This is a genomic window from Halomonas daqiaonensis (assembly GCF_900109725.1).
GTDB classification, from domain to species: domain Bacteria; phylum Pseudomonadota; class Gammaproteobacteria; order Pseudomonadales; family Halomonadaceae; genus Halomonas; species Halomonas daqiaonensis.
Map to the genome: position 1 here is coordinate 241,719 of NZ_FOBC01000001.1, position 25,334 is coordinate 267,052.

A 25,334-nucleotide genomic window follows, 5' to 3' on the forward strand; every position below is an offset into this window, starting at 1 on the left:
CGCGGCACCATGTTCAAGAAGCTGTTCGGCAAGTCCCCCGTGGAGGTCTGGGTCATCAAGCAGGTCGATGATGGCCTGCTGCACCTCTGTGGCCAGGGCACCCTCGAAAGCCAGAGCAGTCGCAAGGCGATACTCGCGGCCCTCGCACAGGGCCAGTTCCAGGGCGGCGTACGCCTGGCCGGCGGTGGCCTGGTGCTCAATACTCGGCTGTTCGCCGCCCTGGTGCCGCTGGACGACCTGACGCTGACCGATGACGGCCAGGCCCATTGGCATGGGCGCCTCTGGCGAGTCTCCCAGGTGCCCCAGCGCTGCTGGGGCTTCGAGGGCAGGCTGGTCGCCGAGCAGGAAAGCAATCTCCACGGGCCGGGCCTGGTCAGCAGCGAGGATGTCTCCGGCATCCGCGGGCGCGTGGCGCGCGAGAAGCCGCACCAAGGCGGGGTTACCTTCCGTGCGGACAACGAACTCGAGGACCACCCCCTGACCACCAAGCACCGGGACGAGCGTCGCGTCATCCGACCCACGACCCGAGGCGAGCGGCGCGATGATGAGCGGCACTGAGGCATCTCGGCCCGCAGCCCGCCAGTTGGCGCTGTTCATCGGCCTGATGGTACTGGTGGGGCTCAACCTGCGCCCTGCCCTCTCCACCCTGGCGCCGGTACTCACTCGCATCCAGCAGGATACCGGGCTCTCGGCGCTGGCCATCGGTGCCCTGACTACCCTACCGGTACTCTGCCTGGGAGTCTTCGCTCCGCTGGCCCCCTGGCTGGCCAAGCGCTTCGGCCCCGAGAACACCCTGGCCGCCGCCCTGCTGCTGCTGGCCGGCGGCCTGCTGCTGCGTGGCGTGCCAGCCGTCGTCGCGCTATTTGCCGGCACCCTGATGGTGGGGGCCGCCATCGGCGTTGCCGGCACCCTGCTGCCGGCCCTGGTCAAGCGCGAGCTGCCGGCCGGAGCCGACTTGATGACCGGCGTCTATACCATGGCACTCTGCCTCGGCGGCGCCCTGGGCGCAGGCCTCAGCATTCCCCTGGCCGAGACCCTGGGAGGCTGGCCGGCCGGACTGGCCAGTTGGGCCCTGCTGGCGCTGATAGCCCTGGTGGCCTGGCAGGTCCTGATGCCGCGCCATGATGCCACCACGAGCCTGCCCGGGAGCAGCGGGTCCATCCGCGAGTTGCTGAGCCAGCCGTTGGCCTGGCAGGTTATGCTGTTCATGGGCAGCCAGTCGTCGCTGGCCTACATCGTCTTCGGCTGGCTGCCCACCCTGCTGATGGCACGGGGATTCAGCGAGGCGGAGGCCGGCTGGATGATGGGTGCGTCGGTGATGGTGCAGCTGGTCTCGGCCCTTTCGGCGCCCTGGCTGGCACGGCTGGGCCGCGACCAGCGTCCTGCCCTGCTGATCGTGCTGGGCCTGGTCGCCGCCGGCTTCTGGCTGCTGCTGCAGGGACCGGCGGCCTGGCGCTGGCCCGGCGTCGTGCTGCTCGGCCTCGGCCAGGGTGGCGGCTTCAGCCTCGCTCTCACCCTGATCGTGCTGCGAACCGCCACCTCGCGCCTCGCCGGCAAGCTCTCGGGGCTGGTCCAGGGGGGCGGTTACACCCTGGCCGCCATGGGACCGCTGGCCATCGGCGTGATGCTGCAGTTCGAGGTGGGGCTGACCGTACTGACCCTGGTGCTGCTCGGCATCATCGCCGTCAGTATGGGCTTCGCCCTGCTCGCCGGTCGCAACCGACGCCTGGAGATCGACGACGAGGGACGGCTAGTCACCCGCTAGCGGGTCATCGTCCACCCGGCCTACTGACGACCCTGAGCCCATATTGCCGCCTCTCGGCGAACCGGTATCATGGCGCCTTCTCGTTCCCGATCCACCACCGACTGGAGCCCCTATGCACGCCCAGGTTTCCGCTGAACTTCCCGTTCTGGTGATCTACACCGGCGGCACCCTGGGCATGGTCGAGTCCTCCCGCGGCCTGGTTCCGGGCCGCAACATCGAGGAACGCCTGCGCAGGGCCCTGGCCGACCTGCCCCCGGGACGCCAGGCGAGTCTGCCGACCTTCGAGGTACTCGAGACAGACCGCCCCATCGATTCCAGCAATGCCACGCCCGATGACTGGCAGCGACTCGCCCTCCTGGTGGCGCGCCATTACCGGCAGCATGCCGGGATCGTCATCCTGCACGGCACCGACACCCTGGCCTGGACGGCCTCGAGCCTGGCCTTCCAGTTGCTGGGACTCGACCGCCCGGTGATCCTTACCGGTGCCATGCGGCCTCTGGAGGCAGAAGACAGCGATGCTGTGGCCAATGTCGAGGATGCCCTGCGCTTCGCGGTCATCCCCCGCCTGCAGGAAGTGGCGATCTGCTTCGCCGGCCGCCTGCTGCGAGGGTGCCGTTCCCGCAAGTGGCAGACCCGGGAGGCCAACGCCTTCACCAGCCCCAACCAGCCACTGCTCGGCGAGCGGGTCGACGAGGATATCGTGCTCTATCCGGGACGCGGCCTGGCAGATCACCAGCGGGGAGCCCCGCGCTTCGAGCTGGCCGACTATTCGGCAATGCCCCCGGGGAGTGTCATTCGCCTCGCCCTCTGGCCGGGCATGCAGGCCTGGCAACTGGAGGCCTGGTTGCGGGACGACCGGGTCAACGGCGCCATGCTCGAGGTATGGGGAGGCGGCAACCTGCCCAACGACCCGGCTCTGGTCGGGGCGCTCGCCCGAGCGAGCGGCGAGGGCAAGCTGCTGGCGGCCCTCAGCCAGTGTCCCTACGGCCCGGTGACCTTCGGCAGCTACGCTGCGGGACAAGGGCTGAACGATGCCGGGGTGCTCTCGGCCGATGACATGACCCCGGAGGCCACCTTCACCAAGCTGGCCCACCTGCTGGCCCTGCCGCTAACGGAAAGTGATCGACGACGGCGGTTTCTTACGCCACTCGCCGGTGAGCGTTAAGGCATTGCCTGCAGCGTTGACGGACGTCTAGCACGTCGTCTCTGAAGTCGCTAAGGTGGGTGTTTCTCGACAGGACAGCAGGAGCTACGTCATGGAACACCCAGACCACCCCTTCACCGAACTCTTCGAGCAGCTCGGCCTCGCCTCGGATCCCGAAGCGATCAAGCGCTTCATCGAGCGCCATGCCCCCATTCCCGAGGAAATCCCCCTGCACGAGGCGCCCTGCTGGAACGAAGGCCAGGCGGAGTTCCTGCGCGAGGCCCTCGAGGAAGACGCCGACTGGGCCGAAGTGGTCGACCATCTCGACGCCTCGCTGCGCAAGGGCTGAGTGAGCAGCAATGCCTCAGCCCCAGGATTCAGGTCGACGGATTCAAGTCACCGAAGGGGGCCCACTCGGAGGCGTATCGGAAGCAGGCGGATCTTGCGGCAGCCGCCCTGACTCGGACAGCAAGCTTGGCATGGACGCCACACGGCAATCCACGAGATGCAGCACCCAAAGCTGTCCCGCCAGAGCGGCAAGACACCAGAACAAGCCATTGATCATGGGGAGACCCTCGCACAAGCCGACGGCTTGTTCACCCCAGCATAGCCCTCCCGAAAGGCGGCAGTAAGACGGGCCGCTGGTTGTTTTTATCGATCACGGTCGTCGAGCTCATAGCTTCGCCTCGACCCGCTCCAGGATCTGGCGGCTGACCTTGCTGACCAGAGGACGGGCAGCGCGGTTGACGGCCTTCTCCAGCAGCCGGTTGCGGATGGCATAGGTCAGTGTCAGAGCCACTTCGGTGCCCTCTGGTACAGGCCTGAGGCGATAGCAGCCCCGGTTGTGCACCCCGTCCAGCGATTCCCAGGCCAGCACCTCCGGCGCTCGCGACTCGGTAATCTCCACATCGAAGGTCCAGTCCATGCCGACCGCGTGGACATGCCAGCGATAGCGGTCCTTCCCCAGTGGCTCGATGGCCTGGATCAGGTCGGAGTAATCGGCAAAGTCCTCGACCCGTTCGAGCAGGGCGAAGACCCGCTCGGGAGGTGCCTTGAGAATCGCGCTGTGTTCGATAGTGGCCATGCCGCTCCCTGTTCGATGATCAATCGATGTCCACAATGTCGCCGGCAACCCTGGATGTCCAGCCGCCGTCCGGGTCAGCCAAGACTATTGCACATAACTCCGAGGCTAATCTGGGGAAAAGCCTGCGAGGAGGCGCTGTGAACCCGTCCTTGGGCGCTACCGACGCCATCCGTGGCGTAGGACCTCCTCTTCGGCTTGTCCCCAACGCCTCTCACCGTACGTAACTGCGATAATTCTGCCGGGTCAGAGATCACGCATCAGCAGCGCGAACTCGATGCGCTCCGGCGCGATGGCTTCACCCGGCACAGGGATGCGTACCACATGGCCCGAACCCGGTGCCGCCCCCACGGATTCGCCGCGCCGGTTCTCGATATGCTCGAGCACGAAGCGACGGTTGCCGCCGGGCAGCATCAATTCCATGCCGTCGCCCACCTCGAAGCGGTTCTTGACGTCGATCTGGAGTACACCGCGGTCCGGGTCGTAGCCGGTGACCTCGCCGACGAACTGCTGGTGGACACCCACCGAATTGCCCTGCTCGTAGTTCTGGTATTCGTCGTGGACGTGACGACGATAGAAGCCCTCCGTATAACCACGGTTGGCCAGGTTGTCGAGTTCGTCCATCAGGCGCATGTCGAAGGGCCGGCCGGCCACGGCGTCATCGATGGCCCGGCGATAGACCTGGGCAGTACGCGCCACATAGTAGTGGGACTTGGTGCGACCCTCGATCTTCAACGACGTCACACCCATCTCGGTGAGCCGCGGCACATGCTGGACGGCACGCAGGTCCTTGGAGTTCATGATATAGGTACCGTGCTCGTCCTCGAACACCGGCATCAGCTCACCGGGCCGGGAGCGATCCTCGATCAAGGCCGAGAGCTCGTCCTGACCCTCCACGCCGCCGGCGGTAGCGGTACTGGCAACCTCGGCACTGCCGCCGCCGGAGGCGATAAGCCCTCCCTGACCTTCCGGCGTCCAGATGCCGCTGCCCGCATGCGCGCGGGCGGAGTTGGCCGGCACCAGGTCGCCGGTCTCGTCGTGGGCGGCGGCCACGGTGTTGTACTTCCAGCGGCAGGCGTTGGTGCAGGTGCCCTGGTTGGGGTCGCGATGGTTGAAGTAGCCTGAGAGCAGGCAGCGCCCGGAGTAGGCGATACACAGCGCGCCGTGGACGAAGGTCTCGATCTCCAGTTCCGGGCATTCGGCGCGTATCTCGGCGATCTCCGCCAACGACAGCTCACGCGAAAGGATGATGCGGCTGATGCCCTGCTGCTGCCAGAACTTCGCCGCGGCCCAGTTGACCACGTTGGATTGCACCGAGAGGTGGATGACCTGGTCCGGCCAGCGCTCGCGGACCATCATGATCAGGCCCGGGTCGGACATGATCAGCGCATCCGGCCCCGCCTCGATCACTGGCTCCATGTCGCGCAGGTAGGTCTTCAACTTGCTGTTGTGCGGTGCGATGTTCGAGGCCACATAGAACTGCTTGCCCCGCTCGTGGGCATAGGCGATGCCACGGTGCAGGTTGTCGATCTTGAAGTCGTTGTTGCGCACGCGCAGCGAGTAGCGCGGCTGGCCGGCATAGACGGCATCCGCCCCGTAGGCGAAGGCATAGCGCATGTTCTTGAACGTCCCCGCCGGGGAGAGCAGTTCGGGAGCTTTCATCTGGGGTCACCGTTGTCAGGACGATGGCGCGCAGCGGCGCAGGGTGTGAAGGGAGCAGGAGTATAACAGCGCCGAGCGCCTGGCGCCGAGCTGTCAAATGTTTTCGCCAGGGCTATCGCAGTTAGGCACAACGAGAGACGCCGGGGACAAGCCGAAGAGGAGGTCCTACGCCATGGAGGGCGTCGGTAGCGCCCAAGGATGGGTTTTAAAGCGCCTCCTCGTAGGCTTATCGCCGGATCAGCCTCGAGCAGATAGATCTATGTGCAAGAGCCCTGGTGTTTTCGCGACGAGGCGGCATCACGTAGACTGTGCCTTTTCGAATCTTCCGCCCAGGGCAACGCCATGACAGACGCCTGCCGTCCCGGATGCGGCGCCTGCTGTATCGCTCCCTCGATCAGCTCGCCGATTCCGGGCATGCCTGACGGTAAACCGGCGGGCATGCGCTGCATACAGCTCGATGATGCCAATCTCTGCCGGCTGTTCGGTGATCCGCGCCGTCCCGGAGTGTGCACGCGCTTCGATTACGACCCCGAGCTGTGCGGCGAGCGGCGCGAAGAGGCGCTCAGGCGCATTGAGGCCTTGGAGTTGGCCACCTGACGCCCTCGCCTCCCGACGTTAACGGCGCCCTCCAGGGGGCGCCGTTAACGTCAGCGAATTGCGTATCCGAATCTCAGGAGGAGAGATCCGCGGCACGGGGCAGCCGCCGGTCCAGCAGGGTTCGCCAGCGCATCAGGACCGGCGCATCGCTGTGGCTCACCTCGTCCAGCAAGGTTCGAAACTCCTCCCGAGACACCTCATCACAGGGATCGATGAGCATCAGCCAGAGCTCCAGGGCGGCGAGCTGCTGGTGGAGGTTGCCATCCTCCCGTGCCTGCACCAGTGCCTGCTCGGCGAGGTTCCTGACCTCCTCGTGGGAGTGCCCCAGGCGCTGCCGGACGCTTGCCAGATGCACGGCCAGTTCCGGGACGAACAGGGTGGTGCGCTCACGGGCGATCATCAGGCACTGGTCGAGGTAGTCCTCGGCACGGGAAAGCTCTCCCAGGGCCAGACAGGCATCCACGTACCACAGCGCCGGACGCTGGTAAGGGTCTCGCCCGGTAACCTCGGCCAGCTCCTCCTGGGCCGACTCGATCTGGGCCAGTCCGTCACGGTCACCGGCCAGGGCCCGCTGCCATCCCAGCACGATGCGCGAGGCCACCTGCCAGAGATGCAGGTCGGGGGTGCCGGTCAGCTCGAACGCCCGTTCGGCCCGCATGGTGGCCAGGTGCACATGGCCCAGTTGGCGATAGAGGGCTGCGGCATACATCAGCGCCATCGCCAGGCTGCCGGGGTGGCCGATGCGTTCGGCCAGCCGGATGGCCGATTCCACCTGACGCTCGGCACGCCGGTAGTCGCCCCGCAGACAGAGTGTCCAGCCCTGGAAGCAGGCGGCCGCGACCTGGGGATGGTCGGAGAACGGCAACCACTCGATCATCATCGGGACATTGAGCGGGTCGATCTCCTCCAGATGGTCATAGGCCTGGGAGATGCGTCCGGCCCAGTATTCGCAGCTGGCGCGTGCGTAGTCGGCCAGGCGCTGGTAGCGGGGATCTTCTAGACGAGCGGCGAGGCCTGCCAGGCGCGAGGCCAGCGAGAAGGCATCGGCATGGGCATGGCGCTGGCTGCAGCCCACCCAGAGGCCCCACTGGACCAGGAAGGCCTGCTCCAGATCTCCGCCCTCGTCCAGACCGGCCTCTTCCTGGGCGAGAAGTTCCCGGGCCCGCACAAAGCTCTCGTGGGCGGTAGGCGAGCCGTGTCCCTCCAGGGTGAAGGCGGCCTGACCGCGCACGGTGAGCAGGCTGATCTCGCGCTCGGCCTGACCCTCGACATGGCGCAGGCTGGCCAGACCGAAGTCGGCCATCTTCAGCGCCGTGCGGTTGGCGCTGACCTTGAGGGCCTCACGGGCAGCCAGCTCGAAGTAGCGTGCACCACGAGCATAGTGGCCGCTGCGCCGCAGGTGGGTGGCGAAGTCGCCGGGATGGCGACTGATCCACATGGGAAAGCGCTCCTCGATCAGGCTGACCACCTGACGGTGGATGCTGACGCGCACGTCCCGGGGGCAGGAGAGATAGGCGGCTTCCTGCAGCAACTGGTGGGTGAACTGATATTCGCGCTCGCCCTCCTCGCCCTCGGCCGGCTCGATGATCTCAAGCCGTCGCATCTGTTCCAGCGCCGGTGCCAGGCGGCTCATCTCCCAGCCACTGCATTCGGCCAGGAAGTCGAGACGAAAGCGGCGTCCGAGCACGGCCGCCACGTGGGCCACCTCGCGGTCGCTGTCGAGCTGGTCGATGCGGCTGGCCAGCAGCCCCAGCAGGCCACGGGGCAGCTCGTCGAGCTGAACGCTGCGCCCTTCTCGGCGATCCATGTCCACCCGCCGGCAGATCTCCTGAAGGTAGAGCGGAACGCCATCGCAGCGCTCGATGATCTGGCCGCGCAGCCGTGGGCTCAAGTGGATGCGGTAGCGACGCGCCAATTGGGAGAGCAGACGCGAGGACTGCATGGCGTCCAGCCGGCCCAAGGAAATCTGCTGGTCCCAGTGCAGCTTTGCCGGCAACGCTTCTCGACCGTGGTGGCTGGCCACCAGCAGGAAGGGAGTGTTGATCGGCAGCCGCGCCTGAAGCCCTGCCAGCACCTTGAAGGAGGGCTCGTCGAGCCACTGCAGGTCGTCGATCATCAACACCAGGGTACGCTCGCGGGACAGTTCGCGGATCAGGCGATGGACCAGCCCCACGACCAGCTCGACGGCCTCACCGCTCTGGGCCAGAACCGCCATCTCGCGGGGCTCGAGCACACCGAGCGCCTCCTCCAGCAACAGGCGGTGATCGGCATTGGGGGCCACGGCATCATCGCCGGCCAGAAGCTCCGACAGCGCCTCAGAATCGATGCGCCCCCCGAAGTGCCAGCGCAGCAGCTGTCGCGCCACCCCATAGGGCTCCTGGACGGAGAGTCGGGTAGTGGGCTGCCAGCAGATCGCCGCCTCGCGACTCTGCTCGAGCTGGCGAAAGCCCACCAGCAGCGCCGACTTGCCGAGTCCCGACGGCCCCCGCACCAGCACGCTCTGCCGCAGGCCGATGCCGGCCCGAGCGAGGGCATCACGCAGGGTGCGTAGGGACCCCTCGCGACCCACCAGGCTGGGCGGAGGCGCCTCGCGCCCACCCTCGTTCGTGCCGAGGACGAGCGCCCGCAGGCGCACGCGCCCGTCGCTGGCCACCAGCCGAGTGGAGAGCCTCGGCTGAAGGTCGAGGGCCGGCGGCATATGCTGGCTGGCGTCCTGGGAAATGACCAGCTCGCTGCCTTCGGCGGCGCTCATCAGGTCGAGGGAGCCCTGGGTCACCTGACCGAGCGGGTCGACCAGGTGGCGTTCGGGCAGGTAGACCACCCGGCCACTGTCCAGGCCGGCGGCCAGCTCGATGCGCGGTGGTTCGCCCTCTCCGCTCCAGTGGCGAAGAGACTCCTCGGGCAATACGCGTCGACAGTGCTCGTAGAGCGCCACCAGCTCGGCCAGCTGATGCGCCGGGCCATGGGTACCGAAGCAGGCCAGGCCCAGGCCGCCCGTCGCCCCCGGCAGCCAGAAGCCCCCGAGGTGGTGACACTGCTGCTCGAGCCAACGCATCAGCTCGACCTGCAGCGCCAGGCAGGCACAGGCATCGGCGCGTGCCGATAGGTCAGCCTTGAGCCGCAGGCGAATGGCCATCACCGAGAGCTGGCGCTGTTCGATCTCATCCTCGCGCAGGGGCGCACTGTCCATGGCCAGAGTGCGTGAGAAGGCGCCGTTGGGGCCGAGGTGTACCCCTTCGGTCTGGACATCGGACCAGAAGCGGGCCAATTGCAGAAAGGAGGGCTCCGGCTGCTGGCCGGAGAGCGCCAGCAGCTGCAGATAGGCGTTGTACTGCTCGTGGGCGGCGGCCAGTTGGCCCTGCTCGGCCAGCTGGCGCACCAGGCGTTCATGGAAGGGGCCATAGCCGGAAAATCGGCTGACCAGTGACTCCAGTACACCGCCCGGCAGCGGTTCCTGACGCTCCAGGACACTCTCGGCGAAACGGATCACCCGCTGGCGCCACTCGTTGCGCACCTGCACCAGCCAACGCTGGTACTCGGCACAGCTGGCGATATGCAGCTCCTCGGCGAGATCGCCTCGGTAGCAGGCCAGCACCGACTCCAGCGTGGCCACGTCGACGGGTCCCTCCAGCAGGGCCTGCAGTCGGTGCATGTCGAAGTGCCAGCTCTCCGGAAGACGAAAGGCAATGGTCTGACGAGACACCGACAGCACGCGTTCGGCTTCGTCACCCAGTGACTGACGCAGGCAGTGCAGGGCATGGCGCAGGTTGGTGCGCCCCGACGACAGGCCCTGATCGGGCCACAGCAGTTCGGCCAGGGTGGCGCGGCTGACCGGCTGGTCGTGGAGCAACAGGTAGACCAGCAGCGCCTTGACCTTGTCGTAACTGAACTGGGTCAGGACATCATCGCCCAGACTCAGTGAAAAGTGGCCGAAGAGCGCCAGGTGGTCCCGCTCGTTGTCGTGTACGTCGTCGGCAGCATCCCGCATGGTGATCATTCCTGCATGGCGGAAGTGATGGCCTCAGGCCGGCACGCCGCTGTGAAAACGAAAGGCCGTGTCCGGCATGGTGACCAGCTCGGCCTCGCGATCGGAGAAGAAGGCGATACGCGCATCGATGGGGGCCGGGGCCAGGCGGCGCGCCAGCATCAGATAATCCTCGAAATGGCGACCTTCCGACTTAACCAGACTGCGATAGAACTTGGCAAGTTCATCATCCAGATGCGGAATCAGGCGGGCAAAGCGCTCGCAGCTGCGCGCCTCGATCAGCGCCCCGATGATTAGGATATCCACCAGGCGCTCCGGCTCCTGACCCCGCACGTGGCGTCGCAGCCCCTCGGCATAGCGCGAGGCACTGATAGGGCGATAGACGATACCCCGCGCCTCCATCAGCTTGACGACCTGCTCGAAGTGCAGCAACTCCTCCCTGGCCAGCTGCGACATCTTGGCCAGTAGCAGCGGCTGGTCCACATAGCGGTAGAGCAGGCTCATGGCCGTGGAGGCCGCCTTCTTCTCGCACTGGGCGTGGTCGATCAGCAACAGCTCGGGATTGGCCAGTGCCCAGGCCACCCAAGCATCCGGCGTAGCACAGGGCAGGAATGCCAGCAGCTCGGCAGGCAGCAGGTCCCGGCAATCGGTCGTCTTGAGGGTCGGCATCGGGGGCATCATGGGTCCAGTGTCGGCAGGTCAAGGGGGGCGGGGAGCACTGCCTGTCGCCGCTCGGCGGCGGCCAGCAGGTCGGCGGTGATGCGCCCATGGAGCGTTGTGACGTCCCCTTCGTCGCGACCGGCCAGCCCGTAGCGCGACAGGTCGCGAATGCGGCCACGCCCCACCCGCAACAGCTCCACGGCGCGGGACAGCGGCGGTTGCGCATCCCGATAGCGGATACGGTGGCGGCGCAGCTGGGCCTCCAGGCTGTCGGGGTCCACGACCACCAGGTAGCGACCGGCAACCTCGGCCCGCAACCGGTCCAGCTCGACCATGCAGCGGTGTCGCTGCTCGCCGGACAGGGCCGGCCAGTCGCGGATCTCGCTGTCGATGCGCTGACAGCCACGGCACACGCGGTCGCCCAGGGTGGTCGAACAGAGGCCGACACACGGCGAGGTGATGCGCTCTCTCATGCCCCTCCCGTTGACGTTAACGTGCGTTGATAGAGCGTCATGGTAACGCGGGGAATGCCGAGGTGGCATCCCGAGTTGCCGCCGACCAAAGTTCAAGGCCGGGATCACGGGCCAACCTTAACATTGTCGACAGTTTCCTCTATGATCGCGGCACCGCTGACACCCTGGTAACAAGAAAAGGTCTGCCAGACGTTTTCCGCGCCGAAGCGTGCCTGTCATCGATGCTCGACTCGTCGAAGCGTGACAAGGTCTGCCGGTTTCGGCCACCACCACCGATGAGGGCCCCAACGTGCTTGAAGCCTATCGCCAACATGTCGAGGAGCGCGCCGCCGAGGGCGTGCCGCCGAAGCCGCTGAACGCCGAGCAAGTCGCCGCACTGGTCGAGCTGCTGAAGAATCCGCCCGCCGGCGAGGAAGAGTTCATCCTCGACCTGCTCACCAATCGCGTTCCCCCCGGCGTCGACGAGGCGGCCTACGTCAAGGCCGGCTTCCTCACCGCCATCGCCAAGGGCGAGGCCGAGTCCCCGCTGATCGACAAGGTGCATGCGGTGAAGCTGCTGGGCACCATGCAGGGCGGCTACAACATCGTCTCCCTGGTCGAGTTGCTCGACGACCCAGAGCTCGCTAAGGAAGTGGGTGAGCAGCTCAAGCACACCCTGCTGATGTTCGATGCCTTCCACGACGTGGAAGAGCGTGCCAAGGCCGGCAACGCCGTGGCCAAGGACGTCATCCAATCCTGGGCCGAGGCCGAGTGGTTCCTCTCCAAGCCCGCGCTGGACGAGAAGATCACCCTGAGCGTCTTCAAGGTGCCCGGCGAGACCAACACCGACGACCTCTCCCCCGCGCCGGATGCCTGGTCGCGTCCCGACATCCCAGTGCATGCCAACGCCATGCTCAAGAACGAGCGCGATGGCATCGAGCCGGAACAGCCGGGCGTCAAGGGTCCGCTCAAGCAGATCGAGGACGTCAAGGCCAAGGGCTTCCCGGTCGCCTATGTGGGCGACGTGGTCGGCACCGGCTCCTCGCGCAAGTCTGCCACCAACTCCGTGCTGTGGTTCTTCGGCGACGACATCCCCAACGTGCCCAACAAGCGCGCCGGCGGTTTCTGCTTCGGCGGCAAGATCGCGCCGATCTTCTTCAACACCATGGAAGATTCCGGCGCCCTGCCCGTGGAGATGGACGTCTCCAAGCTCGAGATGGGCGACGTCATCGACGTCTACCCCTACGCAGGCAAGGTGTGCAAGCACGGCACCGATGAGGTGCTCACCACCTTCGAGCTCAAGACCCAACTGATCCTCGACGAGGTACGCGCCGGCGGCCGTATCCCGCTGATCATCGGCCGCGGCCTGACCACCAAGGCGCGCGAATCCCTGGGCCTGCCCGCCTCCGACGTCTTCCGTCTGCCCGAGCAGCCCAAGGACACCGGCAAGGGCTTCACCCTGGCCCAGAAGATGGTCGGCAAGGCCTGCGGCCTGGAGGGCGTGCGTCCCGGCATGTACTGCGAGCCGAAGATGGCTACCGTGGGCTCCCAGGACACCACCGGCCCGATGACCCGCGACGAGCTCAAGGACCTCGCCTGCCTGGGCTTCCAGGCCGACCTGGTGATGCAATCCTTCTGCCACACCGCTGCCTATCCCAAGCCGGTGGACGTGGACACTCACCACACCCTGCCCGACTTCATCATGAACCGCGGCGGCGTCTCGCTGCGCCCGGGCGACGGCATCATCCACAGCTGGCTGAACCGCATGCTGCTGCCTGATACGGTCGGCACCGGCGGCGACTCCCACACCCGCTTCCCGCTGGGCATCTCCTTCCCGGCCGGCTCGGGCCTCGTCGCCTTCGCCGCCGCCACCGGCGTGATGCCGCTGGACATGCCGGAATCGGTGCTGGTGCGTTTCAAGGGCAAGCGTCAGCCGGGCGTCACCCTGCGTGACCTGGTCCACGCCATCCCCTACTACGCCATCCAGCAGGGCCTGCTGACCGTCGAGAAGTCCGGCAAGAAGAACGCCTTCTCGGGTCGCGTGCTGGAGATCGAGGGCCTCGAGGAGCTTACCGTCGAACAGGCCTTCGAGCTCTCCGACGCCTCCGCCGAGCGCTCTGCCGCGGGCTGCACCATCACCCTGTCCGAGGAGAGCGTAACCGAGTACCTTAAGTCCAACATCACCCTGCTCAAGTGGATGATCGCCAACGGCTACGGCGACCGTCGTACCATCGAGCGGCGCATCCAGGGCATGGAGGAGTGGCTGGCCAATCCGAGCCTGATGCGCGCCGACCAGGACGCCGACTACGCCGAGGTCATCGAGATCGATCTCGAGGAACTCAAGGAGCCGGTACTCTGCGCTCCCAACGATCCGGACGACGCCCGCCTGCTGTCCGACGTCGCCGGTCAGAAGATCGACGAAGTCTTCATCGGTTCGTGCATGACCAACATCGGCCACTTCCGCGCCGCGGGCAAGCTGCTCGAGAAGCAGCCGGCCGGCAGCCTGAAGACCCGCCTGTGGCTGGCCCCGCCGACCAAGATGGACCAGCACCAGCTGACCGAGGAAGGCTACTACGGCATCTATGGCCGCGCCGGGGCACGCATGGAGATGCCGGGCTGCTCGCTGTGCATGGGCAACCAGGCTCGCGTCGCCGCCAAGAGCACGGTGGTCTCCACCTCGACCCGCAACTTCCCCAACCGCCTGGGTGACGGGGCCAACGTCTACCTCGCCTCCGCCGAACTGGCGGCCGTGGCCGCCGTGGAAGGCCGCCTACCCAGCGTCGATGAATACCGTCGCTATATGGGCGAGTTCGACGCCATGGCCGGCGAGATCTACCGCTACATGAACTTCCACGAGATCGAGGAATATCAGAACGCCGCGTCCAACGTGATTCCGATCGCGCAGGAAGCCTGATATCCCTATTTTCTGGTAACCTAGGGTTCGACTCCGATGCTCGCAACATCGAAGGCCACCATTCGCGGCGGCCGGAGCCGATGAACGAAGCGCCCCGATTGGGGCGCTTTTTTGTTTCCACTCCGTCCAGACCGGCTTTTTCACCAGAAGGACAAAGGACAGGACTTTCGCAGATAGTTCTACCGCTCGAGGCTGATAAGGCAATAAGCCTCTCCCTTCGAAACTGCAGAAGCCTTGACCAAAAGGGACTTTCGTTCTTTGCGAGCCGTGGCATCATTGTTCTATCACCCACGTCACGAGGAGCCTCACCTTGAGCCATATCAGCACGCCGGACATCTGCGACGCTTACCCCGAGGTACAGGTGCTCGATCCGATCTTCGTCAACGTCGGTGGCCTCGAGGCCTTTGCCGGCCCGATTCGCACCGTCAAGTGCTTCGAGGACAACTCCCTGGTCAAGCAGGCGGTGGCCGAGCCCGGCGACGGCGCCGTGCTGGTCGTCGATGCCGGCGGCTCCACCCGCTGCGCGATGCTGGGCGACATGCTGGCCGAACAGGCCGCCGGTCATGGCTGGGCCGGCGTGCTGATGTACGGCTGCGTGCGTGACGTCGACATACTGGCCGAGACCGAGCTCGGCATCCAGGCCTTGGGGGCCCATCCACGCAAGAGCGAGAAGCGCGGCGAGGGACAACGCGACATCCCAGTCAGCTTCGCCGGCGTCACCCTGTCGCCAGGCCAATGGCTGTATGCCGACAACAACGGCATCCTGATTGCCGACGAGCCGTTGGACCTGGAGCGCTGAACCGCGCCGAGGCCTGCGATAACAGGCACTTGCCCGTGGCGGGCAAGTGCTGTCACTCTGATGTCATGCTCCTGTCACGCGCCTTTCCATGCTACCCCTGCCACGACTGAGCGGCGATGTACTGCGCACCCTGCGCGAGCATCTGCGCCCGCTGATCGCCTATCACCTCTTCTTCACGCTGCTGGCCTCAAGCCTGCTGCTGCCGGCCGTGGGCTGGACCCTCTCGGGCCTGCTTGCCCAGTTCGGGCGTCCGGTGATCACCAACAACGAGCTGATCGAGCTGCTGATGAGCCCCGGTGGCCTGCTCTGGCTACTGGCCGCCGTGGGCCTGACCTTCCTGGTACTCTACCTGCAGCAATCCGGCATGATCCTGGTGGCGGTACGCCCCCGGGACCACCATGTGCGCCTGGCCTTCGAGGCACTCTGGGCCACGCTGCGCCGGCTGCCGGCCATCAGCGGCCTGGTAGTGCTCCAGGTGGGGGCCCAGTTGCTGCTGATGGTTCCGCTGGCCCTCAGCCTGGCCTGGCTCCATGCCTTCTTCCTGGGTGGCCTGGATCCCTACTTCGTACAGAACGTGCGCCCCCCTGCCTTGTGGGCCTTCCTCGGCAGCGGCCTGGTTCCGATACTGATATGGATCCTACTCGCTGGCAGCCTCTATGTCCGCTGGCACCTGGCCCTGCCGGCACTGACCCTGGAGGGGCTCTCGCCGCCGGCGGCCCTGGCACGCAGCGTACAGTTGACCCGAGGCCGCGGGCACCAAATCGCCGTGGCGGTGGTCATACTGTTGTTGGGCATCATCGCGCTGCCGCTACTGGCCACGGCACTGTTCGACTGGATCGTCACGCCGCTGCTGTGGGGGCTACCCGAGCGCAATGCGGTGCTGGTGCCGGCCATGCTCGCCTACCTCACCGCCTACCTGCTGATCGCCCTGGCCATCACCTTCGCCGGCATCGCCGCCAACGCCCTGCAGGCCACCTGCCTCTACCTGCACCTGGCCCATCGCGAACCGAGGCCCGAACCACCGCCGCCCGGCACCCACCCGGGCCGCCTGGCCTGGGTCGTCGAGCTCGCCGTCGTGCTGTTCGCCATCGGCCAGGCGTGGTTGATCGTCAACCGCTTCGAGATCCGCGACGAGGTCGCCATCATCGCCCACCGCGGCAGCTCGCTGAAGGCGCCGGAGAACACCATGGCCGCGGTGGAACAGGCCATTCGGGACCGATCCGATGGCATCGAGATCGACGTGCGTCTCACCGCCGACAGCGAAGTCGTCCTCTACCATGACGAGACACTCAGGCGGTTGGCCGGCGACAACCGCCGGGTCGGAAACCTGACGCGATCGGAGCTTGCCGAGGTGGATGTGGGGAGCTGGTTCGGAGATTCCTTCATCGACGAGCCGATTCCGGGGCTGGACGAGGTCCTGGCAACGGTGCGTGGACGCGCCAACCTGATGATAGAGCTCAAGCCCGACCCCGGGCGCGAACTCGAGCTGGTCGAGGCGGTCCTCGACGACCTGGAAGCGGAGCGGGAAATACGCCTCGCATGCCGGCACCGCGCCGAGGATCGGGTGACCGCCCTGGCCTGCGGCGATCCGGACATCATGAGGGAAATGTTCTTCGCCGCCATGTCGCCCTGGCTGCTGCGCGAGGCCACATTACGAGAGCCTCGGTTGCGTACCTCCCTGCTGGCCCAGCTGGTGATGTCGGGCAGCCTGGAGCGCCAGGGCTTCGATGCCCTGGCCCTTCGTCATAACCGCATCGACGAGGAGGAGATTCGCCTTGCCGGGTACTACGACTACGAGCTGCATGCCTGGACCATCAATGATCGCACCCGGATGTCCCAGCTGATCGATCTGGGGGTGGATGCCATCATCACCGACCGGCCGGCCATGCTCGCCGAGCTGATCGCCGAGCGCCGCCGGCTGGGCGACGGCGCCCTGCTGCTGGTCAAGCTGCGCAACTGGCTAAGGAACTAACGGGGCAGGCCTACGCCACGGCGCATTTACTCCCCCATCACCACGCCTTCACGTCGCGGATCCGCGCCACCGAAGAAGCCTTCATCGGTCCGCTGGATCGCCTGCAGGCCGCTGGTCAGCTCGCGCTCCTCGACCTCGTGGCCACGCTCGCGCAGCGCCTGCAGGGTGGCCGGCGGGAAGCGTCCCTCCTCCAGGTAGACCGTCCCTCCCAAGGTGATGGCATGGGGCAGGTCCACTGCGCGCTGGGCATCCAGGCCCCAGTCGAGCATCGCCAACAGCGAGCGGGCGGTATAGTGGATGATGGCTGCGCCCCCCGGCGAGCCGAGGCTCGCCACCAGTTCGTCGCTGTCGCGGTCGAAGACCAGCGTCGGGCTCATGCTTGAGCGTGGCCGCTTGCCGGGCTCCACCCGATTGGCGATCGGTGTGCCCTCGTCATCCGTGGGGGTGAAGGAGAAATCGGTCAGCTGGTTGTTGAGCAGGAAGCCCCCCGGCATGCCGGTTCCCCCGTCGGAAAGGATGCGCGCGCCGAAGGCCTGTTCGATGGAACTGGTCATGGCCAGGGCGTTGCCGTGCTCGTCGACGATGCTGATGTGGCTGGTACCGTATTCCGGCTGCGTGGGCTGCACGGCCCAGGTGGTGGCCAGGGCACCGGGGTTGCCCGGCGTGGCCCCTTCGCTGCCCATGCTCTGCCCCGCCTCGATCAGGTCGGCACGCTCGGACAGGTAGTCCGGGGCGAGCATCAGCGACCAGTCGCCTCCGGGCGCCTCGACGAAGTCCGGGTCGGCGATATAGCGTCCGCGATCGGCGAATGCCAGCCGCGAGGCCTCGAGGAAGCGGTGCAGCCAGTCGACATCGGGAAGATCGTCTTCCAGGCTGACCTCGATGGGAGGAAGCTGCTCCAGGGTGCCGAGGATCTGCATCACGGTCAGGTGGCCCGAGGAGGGCGGTGGAAAGCCGCATACCCGATAGGCCTGCCACTCGGTACAGAGCGGCTCGCGCTCCTTCGCCGTGTAGGTCGCCAGGTCCTCGAGGCCAAGGCTGCCGGTAATTGCGGGATGATTCTGCACCCGCGACACGATGTCCTCGGCGATCTTCCCGGTGTGCAGCGCCGAGCTGTCCTGCTCGGCGATCCGCTCTAGAATCACCGCCAGGGCCGGATTCTTGAGCCTGTGCCCTTCCGGCAGCGGTTCGCCTTCCTCGGTGAAATAGAAGGCCGACGCCCGGGCGTCGTCACGCAGGTCGTCGGTGGCGGCGATGCTGTGATGGAGCCTGTGGCTGACGAGAAACCCCTCGTCGGCGAGGGTGATGGCCGGCTCGAAGAGCTCGGCCCAGGGCAGACGACCATGGGCATCGTGGGCCAGTTCCAGCATACGCAGGGTACCGGGCACGCCGACCGAACGACCGCTGGCCACGGCCTCCATGAACGCCAGGGGCTCGCCTTCCCCGTCCAGGAAGAGCCCCTCCTCCACCGAGGACGGCGCGGTCTCGCGACCGTCGTATGCCTTGACCTCCTCGCCGTCGTGATACATCAGGAAGGAGCCACCGCCGATACCGCTGGACTGGGGTTCGACCAGGGTGAGCACCATCTGCACCGCGATGGCGGCATCGATGGCCGAGCCTCCCGCCTTGAGGATCTGGTAGCCGGCATCGGTGGCCAGGGGGTTGGCGGCGGCCACGGCGAAGTGCTGAGTGGCCCAGCCCGGCTTCTCCTCGCTGCCGGATCCCGTCTCCGGCGCGATATCCGGGCGCTGGTACTGGAAATCCACCTCGCCCAGGGCCGCCGAGGACAACAGCAACGCAGAGAGGGTCAACAGCAGGGATGCCGAGCGGTACCAAGCGGTGGGGATGGCCATGATCATGACTCCTTGTCTCGAATCGGGGTCATGACAGCATAGGTGAGTCCGGTCGGGTCGTCGCCACCCTCACTGCTGGCGACAACGCCAGAGAGCGAGCAGATTCATGCCGGCGAGCGTCAGCAGTACGGCGGCACCCCAGCCCAGGGAGCTGACCAGGCCATGGAACTCGCCGGGGGCGGCCTGCGGCCGGAAGGCCATGCCGTATTCGGCAAGGCGGCTGCCCCCATAGAGCAGAAGGGCCAGAAGCCCTAGGGGCAGCGGGGAACGCTGGCGGGCGAGCCAGCGGGTCACCCACCAGGGTTTCGCGGGCGCCTTGGCTGGTGCGGCCTTGCGAGTCCTGGATCGTGGAGCGGCCTTGGGTCTGCTGGGCGACGGTCGCGCCGCGCGTCGCGCCGGCTTGCGGTCCGCGCCCGGCAGGCAGCCCGCCAGCCATCGCGAAACGCAAACCAGGCCCCAGGCCAGGGTAAAGAGGACGGACAGCGCCATTCCCCCCATCACCAGCAAGTATGCCATCCCGGCAGATCCCCCTTCGGCTCGTTGGAGGCACTATCTTGCCAAATTCCCGCCGCCCTGTGGGCCTGAATCGCCCTTACCCTTCAGGTTGATACGAACCGACGAATGCCAGCAAACTTACTCTGAAGGTCGCCGATCAGATGAGTGCTCGGCGATGGCAATCACCGCAGGATGTCGTGAATCACTTCGCGGATGACGTCGTTGGTGAGGTCGACCAGCACGGCGTCGGTGCCCACTCGGCGCCATTCATAGCCCTGGTAGTAGGGCAGGTCGCGCCGCACGCGGTCGTCGAATTTCTTGGCGATGCCGGGAGGCAGGGGCTTACCGCGCTCCAGGTTCATGCGGATGCCGGGCGGCAGGCTATCGCGATCGTCATGGCTGATAACCTCGCGCCGGCTACGGAAGATCTCGCGAATCTCGCGCTCGTCGATCAGCGGCCGGCTTGCCTCATCGTAATACCGATCCCGCTCCCGAGAACCGTCGCGCATCCGGTCACGGTCCTCGTAGCGGTCGCGCTCGTCGCTGTCTCGCGCTTGATGGTTGCCCTGGCCCTTCTGGCCAGGATGCTGCTGGCCCTGCCCCTTCCAGGAACCACCACCCTGACCCTTGCCCTGGCTATTGCCGGGCTGTCCCTGGCTGTTGCCAGGCTGTGCCAACAGCGGGGTCGCCACAAGGCTCAGGCCAAGGGCGCCGGCCATCAACAGGGAATAAAATGCGGTCGGAGTCTTCATGCAGACCTCCTCGTCGGGGCATGTCCCATCAGTCTAGTCCGACATCGTGCAAGGGCAGTGCACAAAGCAAGACACGCGGGCAGGCCCGCAGGGTTATCGCAGATGGAAGTAATGCTCGAGACTGTTCCGGCGACAGGCCCCGAAGTGTCGGACCATCGGGGAGGCGCTGTGAACCCCTCCATGGGCGCTACCGACGCCATCCCTGGCGTAGGACCTCCCCTTCGACCTGTCCCCGGCGCCTCTCGCTTCGGCTAACTGCGATTGCCCTGCACAGGCCCGGGTGTCTTGCTTGCTGTTAGTGGATGCAGGGTCAGCCCAGGGTCTCGCCGGCCAGCATGAACCAGGTCTCGAGGACCGCATCGGGATTGAGCGACACGGAGTCGATCCCTTGCTCCATCAGCCACTTGGCCAGATCCGGATGGTCCGAGGGTCCCTGACCGCAGATGCCGATGTACTTGCCCTGGGCGTGGCAGGCCTGGATGGCCATGGCCAGCAGCTTCTTCACCGCCGGATTCCGCTCGTCGAAGAGGTGGGCGACGATGCCGGAGTCGCGATCCAGCCCCAGGGTCAGCTGGGTGAGGTCGTTGGAGCCGATGGAGAAACCATCGAAGTACTCGAGGAACTCCTCGGCCAGCAGGGCGTTCGCCGGCAACTCGCACATCATGATCACCCTGAGGCCCTGCTCACCACGAGCCAGGCCGTTGGCGGCGAGCAGGTCGACCACCTCGCTGGCCTCCTCGGTGGTACGCACGAAGGGCACCATGATCTCGACGTTGTCCAGCCCCATCACCTCGCGCACCCGCTTGAGCGCCCGGCACTCCAGCTCGAAGCAGGGGCGGAAGGTGTCGGAGATGTAGCGAGAAGCGCCCCGGAACCCGAGCATGGGGTTCTCTTCGCCCGGCTCGTAGAGCTTGCCGCCGATCAGGTTCTCGTACTCGTTGGACTTGAAGTCCGACAGGCGCACGATGACCGGCTGCGGATAGAAGGAGGCCGCCAGGGTGGCAATGCCCTCGACTAGCTTGTCGACGTAGAACTCCACCGGGTCGCTGTAGCCGGCGGTGCGCAGGTCGATGGTCTGCTGCAGGTCGGCAGGCAGGGTGTCGTACTCGAGCAGTGCCTTGGGGTGCACACCGATCATGCGATTGATGATGAACTCGAGGCGAGCCAGGCCGACCCCGGCATTGGGCAGGCTGGCGAAGCTGAAGGCGCGATCCGGGTTACCGACGTTCATCATGATCTTGAACGGGATCTCGGGCATGGCATCGACGCTGGTCACGCGACGATCGAATTCCAGCAGCCCTTCGTAGACGTGCCCGGCGTCGCCTTCGGCACAGGAGACGGTAACGTCGCGTCCGTCGTTCAGCGCCTCGGTGGCATCACCGCAGCCCACCACTGCCGGGATGCCCAGTTCACGGGCGATGATCGCCGCGTGGCAGGTGCGACCGCCGCGATTGGTGACGATGGCCGAGGCGCGCTTCATGATCGGCTCCCAGTCCGGGTCGGTCATGTCGGTGACCAGCACATCGCCGGAGTTGACCTTCTCCATGTCATCCGGGGAGAACACCACCTTGACCGCACCGCGGCCGATGCGCTGGCCGATGGCCCGGCCGACCACCAGGGTGCGCCCCTTCTCCTTGAGCTGGAAACGCTCGAGCTTGCCGCCCTCCTGCTGGGAGACCACGGTCTCGGGACGAGCCTGGACGATGTAGAGTTCGCCATCGTCGCCATCCAGCGCCCATTCGATGTCCATGGGGCGGCCGTAGTGCTCCTCGATGGTCATCGCCTGGCGGGCCAGCGCCATGATCTGCTCGTCGTCGATGCAGAAGCGCGCGCGGTCGGCCAGCGGCACATCGACGGTTTCCACCGACTTGCCGGCACTGGTGTCGTCGGTGTAGATCATCTTGATCAGCTTGGAGCCGAGGTTGCGACGCAACACCGCCGGGCGCCCCGCCGCCAGGGTCGGCTTGTGGACATAGAACTCGTCGGGGTTCACCGCGCCCTGCACCACGGTCTCGCCCAGCCCCCAGGAGGCGGTGACGAAGACGGCATCGCGGTAGCCAGACTCGGTGTCCAGGGTGAACATCACGCCCGCGGCGCCGGTCTCGGAGCGCACCATCTTCTGGATACCGGCGGAGAGCGCCACGTTCTCGTGGGCATAGCCACGGTGCACCCGGTAGGAGATGGCGCGGTCGTTGAACAGCGAGGCGAAGACCTCATGCACGGCGCGCTTGATGTTGTCGAAACCCTCGATATTGAGGAAGGTCTCCTGCTGGCCGGCGAAGGAGGCATCCGGCAGATCCTCGGCGGTGGCCGAACTGCGCACGGCCACCTTGAGGTTGGGATGCATCGACGACAGCGTCGCGTAGCTCTCGCGCAGGTAGCGCTCGAAGGTCGGCGGCAGCGGGGTGTCGATGACCCACTGGCGGATCTCGGCACCCGCCCTCGCCAGTTCGGCAACGTCATCGACATCCAGGGTAGCGAGCCGTTTGTTGATGCGCTCGTTGAGCCCTTCGTGGGAGAGGAATTCGCGATAGGCGTGAGCCGTGGTGGCGAATCCGCCGGGGACGGTGACACCCGCACCGGACAGGTTGGAGATCATCTCGCCGAGGGAGGCATTCTTGCCGCCGACTCGCTCGACATCGTCCATGCCCAATTGATCGAACCACTGAATGTAATCGTCCATGAGAGCTCCAAGGATGTCGACGACGGATGCATCATGCCGGCAGGCCACAATGGGCTCTGGCATGAGGGGATGCTGGCGACCTTAACAGCGGGCTTCCATATTCGCCATTAGTCTAACATCGAAGTCATTGGAGGATTTTTACAACACCGGTCGAATCGCCGGAAACCCCGCCTCTTGTTCCGGCCCCGACCAGCACCGACAATGGGCTCCAACTTCGTACTGGAGCACAGCGACCCGCCATGACGCGTACCGCCTTCTTCATCTCCGATGGCACCGGCATCACCGCCGAGAGCCTGGGACGCAGCCTGCTCGCCCAGTTCGAGAGCGTCGAGATCCGCATGCTCACCAAGCCTTATATCGACTCCCTCGAGAAGGCTAAAACCCTGGTGGCCATCATCGAGGCCACGGCGGTGCGCGACGGCGAGCAGCCGATCATCATCGACACCATCGTCGACGAGAAGATTCGCGATGTGATACGTGAGGCCCCGGGCTTCAAGGTCGACATCTTCTCGACCTTCCTCAAGCCGCTGGAGGAGGAACTGGAAGCCCACTCCTCCTACAGCGTCGGTCGCACCCATGCCATCGGCCGCGACGACGTCTACATGGACCGCATCCATTCGGTGCACTTCGCCCTGGACAACGACGACGGGGCCCGCACCCACCAGTACGACAAGGCCGACCTCATCCTGGTCGGGGTCTCGCGCTGCGGCAAGACGCCCACCTCGCTCTACCTGGCCCTGCAGTTCGGCATCCGCGCCGCCAACTACCCGCTCACCGAGGACGACCAAGACGAGAACGGCACCCTGAAGCTGCCGAAGGCCCTGGTGCCGCATCGCCACAAGCTGTTCGGGCTGACTATCGACCCGCGACGGCTGGCGGCAATACGCCACGAGCGCCGGCCCAACAGCCGCTACAGCTCGATGGACCAGTGCGTCCAGGAGGTCGAGCAGACCGAGGGGCTCTATCGCCAGTTGCACATCCCCTATATCGACACCACCCGCTTCTCCGTGGAGGAGATCTCCACCCGGATGATCGCCGAAACCGGCCTGACGCGGCGCTTTTCGCCGCGATAAGCGCCGAGGGCCGAGCGCTCGGCGCCGAGCAGAATGGTGCTCGCGCACCACTATGGCACCAAGAAAAACCTCCATCAGGCTACTCTGAACTGCACCCCGAGAGTTGGACACCTAATCCAACCTTCGGGGGTTTTTCTTGGCTGCTTGGCTGCTTGGCTGCTTGGCTGCTTGGCTGCTTGGCTGCTTGGCTGCTTGGCGCTTGAGGTTATCTCACCACCCCTGCCTTTCTGAGCTTGGCGATATCGTCCCTGGAGAGACCCATCTCGGCGAGGATGTCATCGCTGTCCTGCCCGAGCCGCGGCGGCGCCACTTCGCTGGTAGCGGATTCGCCGTCGAATCGCAGGGGGTTGGCGACCTGGGGCACCTCGAGAGCGTCACGCTGCAGCGTCCGATGCAGGCCGCGGTGGCGCACCTGGGGGTCGTCAAAGACCTCGGTGAGGGTATTGATCGGACCGGCGGGAATACCACGCGCCTCCATCTCGGCCAACCAGTCATCGCGATCGCGCTCGAGCAGGATCGGCTGGATAAGCGAGACCAGCACCTCTCGATTTCCGACCCGGGCGCCATTGGTGGCATAGGCAGGGTCCTCGGCCCACTCGGGATGGCCGAGCATGTCGGCAAAGCGTGCAAACTGGGCGTCATTGCCTACGGTGAGCACCAGATGGCCGTTGGCGCAGGCGAAGGCCTGATAGGGCACGATATTGGGGTGGGCGTTGCCATGACGCTCGGGTGAACGGCCCTCGACCAGCGCATTGAGCGCCTGGTTGGCGAGAGTGGCCACCTGGACGTCGAGCAGCGCCAGGTCGATGTGCTGCCCCCTGCCGGTGCGTGCACGTTCCTGAAGGGCCGCCAGCACGCCTACCGTGGCGTACAGACCGGTCATCACGTCGGTAATGGCCACGCCGGTCTTCATCGGCATGCCATCCGGCTCGCCGGAGAGGCTCATCAAGCCGCCCATGGCCTGGATCATGAAGTCGTAGCCGGCACGATGGGCATAGGGGCCATCCTGCCCGAAGCCGGTGACCGAACAGCCGATCAGCCGCGGATTGATCGCCTTCAGGCTGGGGTAGTCGAGCCCGTACCTGGCCAGGCCGCCGACCTTGAAGTTCTCGAGCAGGATATCGGCACCCTTCGCCAGTTCCCTGACCAGCTCCTGTCCAGCCTCAGTCGCGATGTCCACGGCCAGCGACTGCTTGCCGCGGTTGGCACAGAGGAAATAGGCCGCGACCCGTTCGGCATCGTCCTCCTCGGCTAGCCAAGGCGGTCCCCAGCCGCGGGTGTCATCGCCGCGCAATGGGTGCTCGACCTTGATCACCCGCGCCCCGAGATCGGCGAGCAGCTGGCCGGCCCAGGGTCCGGCCAGTACCCTCGAAAGATCCAGCACCACGATACCCGCCAGGGGTTCGCTCATGTTGACTCCTTATAGAGTGTGCAGATGGCTGCTCCA

The 25,334-nt window shown here is 66.1% G+C and carries 19 protein-coding genes; 9 read left to right on the plus strand and 10 right to left on the minus strand.

The genetic code is table 11. The features are described 5' to 3' along the window. Positions 1 to 9 precede the first annotated feature (9 nt). The 4 genes from BMY30_RS01155 (at position 10) to BMY30_RS01170 (ending at position 3,258) form a co-directional block, all read left to right on the plus strand. A complete protein-coding gene (locus tag BMY30_RS01155; protein ID WP_089709807.1) occupies positions 10 to 558 on the plus strand; it encodes a hypothetical protein in 549 nt (182 codons plus the stop codon). Next, on the plus strand, positions 542 to 1,765 hold the full coding sequence (locus BMY30_RS01160) for an MFS transporter (RefSeq protein WP_425283414.1): 1,224 nt from the start codon (positions 542 to 544) through the stop codon (positions 1,763 to 1,765). The genes BMY30_RS01155 and BMY30_RS01160 overlap by 17 nt, the downstream gene beginning before the upstream one ends. A 112-nt stretch (positions 1,766 to 1,877) precedes the next feature. Beyond that, positions 1,878 to 2,930, plus strand: coding sequence for an asparaginase (locus BMY30_RS01165; protein WP_089709808.1), 1,053 nt, complete (start codon positions 1,878 to 1,880; stop codon positions 2,928 to 2,930). A gap of 91 nt (positions 2,931 to 3,021) precedes the next feature. Then, entirely contained in the window at positions 3,022 to 3,258 is a 237-nt protein-coding gene (locus tag BMY30_RS01170; RefSeq protein WP_089709809.1) for a DUF2789 domain-containing protein, read from the plus strand. A gap of 324 nt (positions 3,259 to 3,582) precedes the next feature. On the opposite strand, the gene BMY30_RS01175 is transcribed toward BMY30_RS01170, so the two are convergent. Further along, positions 3,583 to 3,993 (minus strand): SRPBCC family protein, encoded by a 411-nt coding sequence (locus BMY30_RS01175; RefSeq protein ID WP_089709810.1) that lies wholly within the window; start codon positions 3,991 to 3,993, stop codon positions 3,583 to 3,585. A 243-nt stretch (positions 3,994 to 4,236) separates the two neighbouring features. Beyond that, a complete protein-coding gene (gene trhP / locus BMY30_RS01180) occupies positions 4,237 to 5,652 on the minus strand; it encodes a prephenate-dependent tRNA uridine(34) hydroxylase TrhP (RefSeq protein WP_089709811.1) in 1,416 nt (471 codons plus the stop codon). Between the two features lie 342 nt (positions 5,653 to 5,994). Here trhP and BMY30_RS01185 point away from each other — a divergent pair, with 342 nt between their 5' ends. Next, entirely contained in the window at positions 5,995 to 6,249 is a 255-nt protein-coding gene (locus tag BMY30_RS01185; protein WP_089709812.1) for a YkgJ family cysteine cluster protein, read from the plus strand. 73 nt (positions 6,250 to 6,322) lie between these two features. Here the strand turns inward: BMY30_RS01185 and BMY30_RS01190 are convergent, their stop codons facing one another. From BMY30_RS01190 to BMY30_RS01200, 3 genes are read right to left on the minus strand one after another with little or no spacing between them, the layout of a single operon-like run. Continuing rightward, positions 6,323 to 10,237, minus strand: coding sequence for an ATP-binding protein (locus BMY30_RS01190; RefSeq protein ID WP_089709813.1), 3,915 nt, complete (start codon positions 10,235 to 10,237; stop codon positions 6,323 to 6,325). Positions 10,238 to 10,270: 33 nt separating this feature from the next. Further along, the gene (locus tag BMY30_RS01195) at positions 10,271 to 10,903 is read right to left on the minus strand and encodes a MiaE family protein (RefSeq protein ID WP_244516083.1); all 633 of its coding nucleotides are present in this window, start codon (positions 10,901 to 10,903) and stop codon (positions 10,271 to 10,273) included. A gap of 8 nt (positions 10,904 to 10,911) precedes the next feature. Then, positions 10,912 to 11,367, minus strand: a complete 456-nt coding sequence (locus BMY30_RS01200) for a DUF1289 domain-containing protein (protein WP_089709815.1) — start codon at positions 11,365 to 11,367, stop codon at positions 10,912 to 10,914. Positions 11,368 to 11,656: 289 nt separating this feature from the next. Here BMY30_RS01200 and acnB point away from each other — a divergent pair, with 289 nt between their 5' ends. The 3 genes from acnB to BMY30_RS01215 all read left to right on the plus strand — a co-directional run bounded on the left by acnB (position 11,657) and on the right by BMY30_RS01215 (position 17,031). Beyond that, on the plus strand, positions 11,657 to 14,260 hold the full coding sequence (gene acnB / locus BMY30_RS01205; protein ID WP_089709816.1) for a bifunctional aconitate hydratase 2/2-methylisocitrate dehydratase: 2,604 nt from the start codon (positions 11,657 to 11,659) through the stop codon (positions 14,258 to 14,260). 310 nt (positions 14,261 to 14,570) lie between these two features. Continuing rightward, positions 14,571 to 15,059, plus strand: coding sequence for a ribonuclease E activity regulator RraA (gene rraA, locus BMY30_RS01210; protein WP_089709817.1), 489 nt, complete (start codon positions 14,571 to 14,573; stop codon positions 15,057 to 15,059). A gap of 88 nt (positions 15,060 to 15,147) precedes the next feature. Then, positions 15,148 to 17,031, plus strand: coding sequence for a glycerophosphodiester phosphodiesterase family protein (locus BMY30_RS01215; protein WP_089709818.1), 1,884 nt, complete (start codon positions 15,148 to 15,150; stop codon positions 17,029 to 17,031). A gap of 26 nt (positions 17,032 to 17,057) precedes the next feature. On the opposite strand, the gene ggt is transcribed toward BMY30_RS01215, so the two are convergent. The 4 genes from ggt to ppsA all read right to left on the minus strand — a co-directional run bounded on the left by ggt (position 17,058) and on the right by ppsA (position 22,814). Next, a complete protein-coding gene (gene ggt, locus BMY30_RS01220; protein ID WP_089709869.1) occupies positions 17,058 to 18,884 on the minus strand; it encodes a gamma-glutamyltransferase in 1,827 nt (608 codons plus the stop codon). A 69-nt stretch (positions 18,885 to 18,953) separates the two neighbouring features. Beyond that, positions 18,954 to 19,400 carry a hypothetical protein gene (locus tag BMY30_RS01225; protein ID WP_089709819.1) on the minus strand — a complete coding sequence of 149 codons (447 nt, stop codon included), beginning with the start codon at positions 19,398 to 19,400 and terminating at the stop codon, positions 18,954 to 18,956. 161 nt (positions 19,401 to 19,561) lie between these two features. Then, a complete protein-coding gene (locus BMY30_RS18045; protein WP_089709820.1) occupies positions 19,562 to 20,131 on the minus strand; it encodes an anti-virulence regulator CigR family protein in 570 nt (189 codons plus the stop codon). 310 nt (positions 20,132 to 20,441) lie between these two features. Next, on the minus strand, positions 20,442 to 22,814 hold the full coding sequence (ppsA, locus tag BMY30_RS01235; RefSeq protein ID WP_089709821.1) for a phosphoenolpyruvate synthase: 2,373 nt from the start codon (positions 22,812 to 22,814) through the stop codon (positions 20,442 to 20,444). Positions 22,815 to 23,053: 239 nt separating this feature from the next. Here ppsA and ppsR point away from each other — a divergent pair, with 239 nt between their 5' ends. After that, on the plus strand, positions 23,054 to 23,887 hold the full coding sequence (gene ppsR, locus BMY30_RS01240; RefSeq protein WP_089709822.1) for a posphoenolpyruvate synthetase regulatory kinase/phosphorylase PpsR: 834 nt from the start codon (positions 23,054 to 23,056) through the stop codon (positions 23,885 to 23,887). Positions 23,888 to 24,092: 205 nt separating this feature from the next. Here the strand turns inward: ppsR and BMY30_RS01245 are convergent, their stop codons facing one another. Further along, on the minus strand, positions 24,093 to 25,298 hold the full coding sequence (locus BMY30_RS01245) for a CaiB/BaiF CoA transferase family protein (protein WP_089709823.1): 1,206 nt from the start codon (positions 25,296 to 25,298) through the stop codon (positions 24,093 to 24,095). Between the last annotated feature and the right edge of the window lie 36 nt (positions 25,299 to 25,334).

Coding starts and splice junctions, on each gene's coding strand:
- ggt (WP_089709869.1), bottom strand. CDS start 18,884: ATGGCCATCCCCACCGCTTGGTACCGCTCGGCATCCCTGCTGTTGACC.
- BMY30_RS01225 (WP_089709819.1), bottom strand. CDS start 19,400: ATGGCATACTTGCTGGTGATGGGGGGAATGGCGCTGTCCGTCCTCTTT.
- BMY30_RS01160 (WP_425283414.1), top strand. CDS start 542: ATGATGAGCGGCACTGAGGCATCTCGGCCCGCAGCCCGCCAGTTGGCG.
- BMY30_RS01170 (WP_089709809.1), top strand. CDS start 3,022: ATGGAACACCCAGACCACCCCTTCACCGAACTCTTCGAGCAGCTCGGC.
- ppsR (WP_089709822.1), top strand. CDS start 23,054: ATGACGCGTACCGCCTTCTTCATCTCCGATGGCACCGGCATCACCGCC.
- BMY30_RS01245 (WP_089709823.1), bottom strand. CDS start 25,298: ATGAGCGAACCCCTGGCGGGTATCGTGGTGCTGGATCTTTCGAGGGTA.
- trhP (WP_089709811.1), bottom strand. CDS start 5,652: ATGAAAGCTCCCGAACTGCTCTCCCCGGCGGGGACGTTCAAGAACATG.
- BMY30_RS01200 (WP_089709815.1), bottom strand. CDS start 11,367: ATGAGAGAGCGCATCACCTCGCCGTGTGTCGGCCTCTGTTCGACCACC.
- BMY30_RS01215 (WP_089709818.1), top strand. CDS start 15,148: ATGCTACCCCTGCCACGACTGAGCGGCGATGTACTGCGCACCCTGCGC.
- ppsA (WP_089709821.1), bottom strand. CDS start 22,814: ATGGACGATTACATTCAGTGGTTCGATCAATTGGGCATGGACGATGTC.
- BMY30_RS18045 (WP_089709820.1), bottom strand. CDS start 20,131: ATGAAGACTCCGACCGCATTTTATTCCCTGTTGATGGCCGGCGCCCTT.
- BMY30_RS01190 (WP_089709813.1), bottom strand. CDS start 10,237: ATGCGGGATGCTGCCGACGACGTACACGACAACGAGCGGGACCACCTG.
- BMY30_RS01175 (WP_089709810.1), bottom strand. CDS start 3,993: ATGGCCACTATCGAACACAGCGCGATTCTCAAGGCACCTCCCGAGCGG.
- BMY30_RS01165 (WP_089709808.1), top strand. CDS start 1,878: ATGCACGCCCAGGTTTCCGCTGAACTTCCCGTTCTGGTGATCTACACC.
- BMY30_RS01185 (WP_089709812.1), top strand. CDS start 5,995: ATGACAGACGCCTGCCGTCCCGGATGCGGCGCCTGCTGTATCGCTCCC.
- BMY30_RS01155 (WP_089709807.1), top strand. CDS start 10: ATGTTCAAGAAGCTGTTCGGCAAGTCCCCCGTGGAGGTCTGGGTCATC.
- BMY30_RS01195 (WP_244516083.1), bottom strand. CDS start 10,903: ATGCCGACCCTCAAGACGACCGATTGCCGGGACCTGCTGCCTGCCGAG.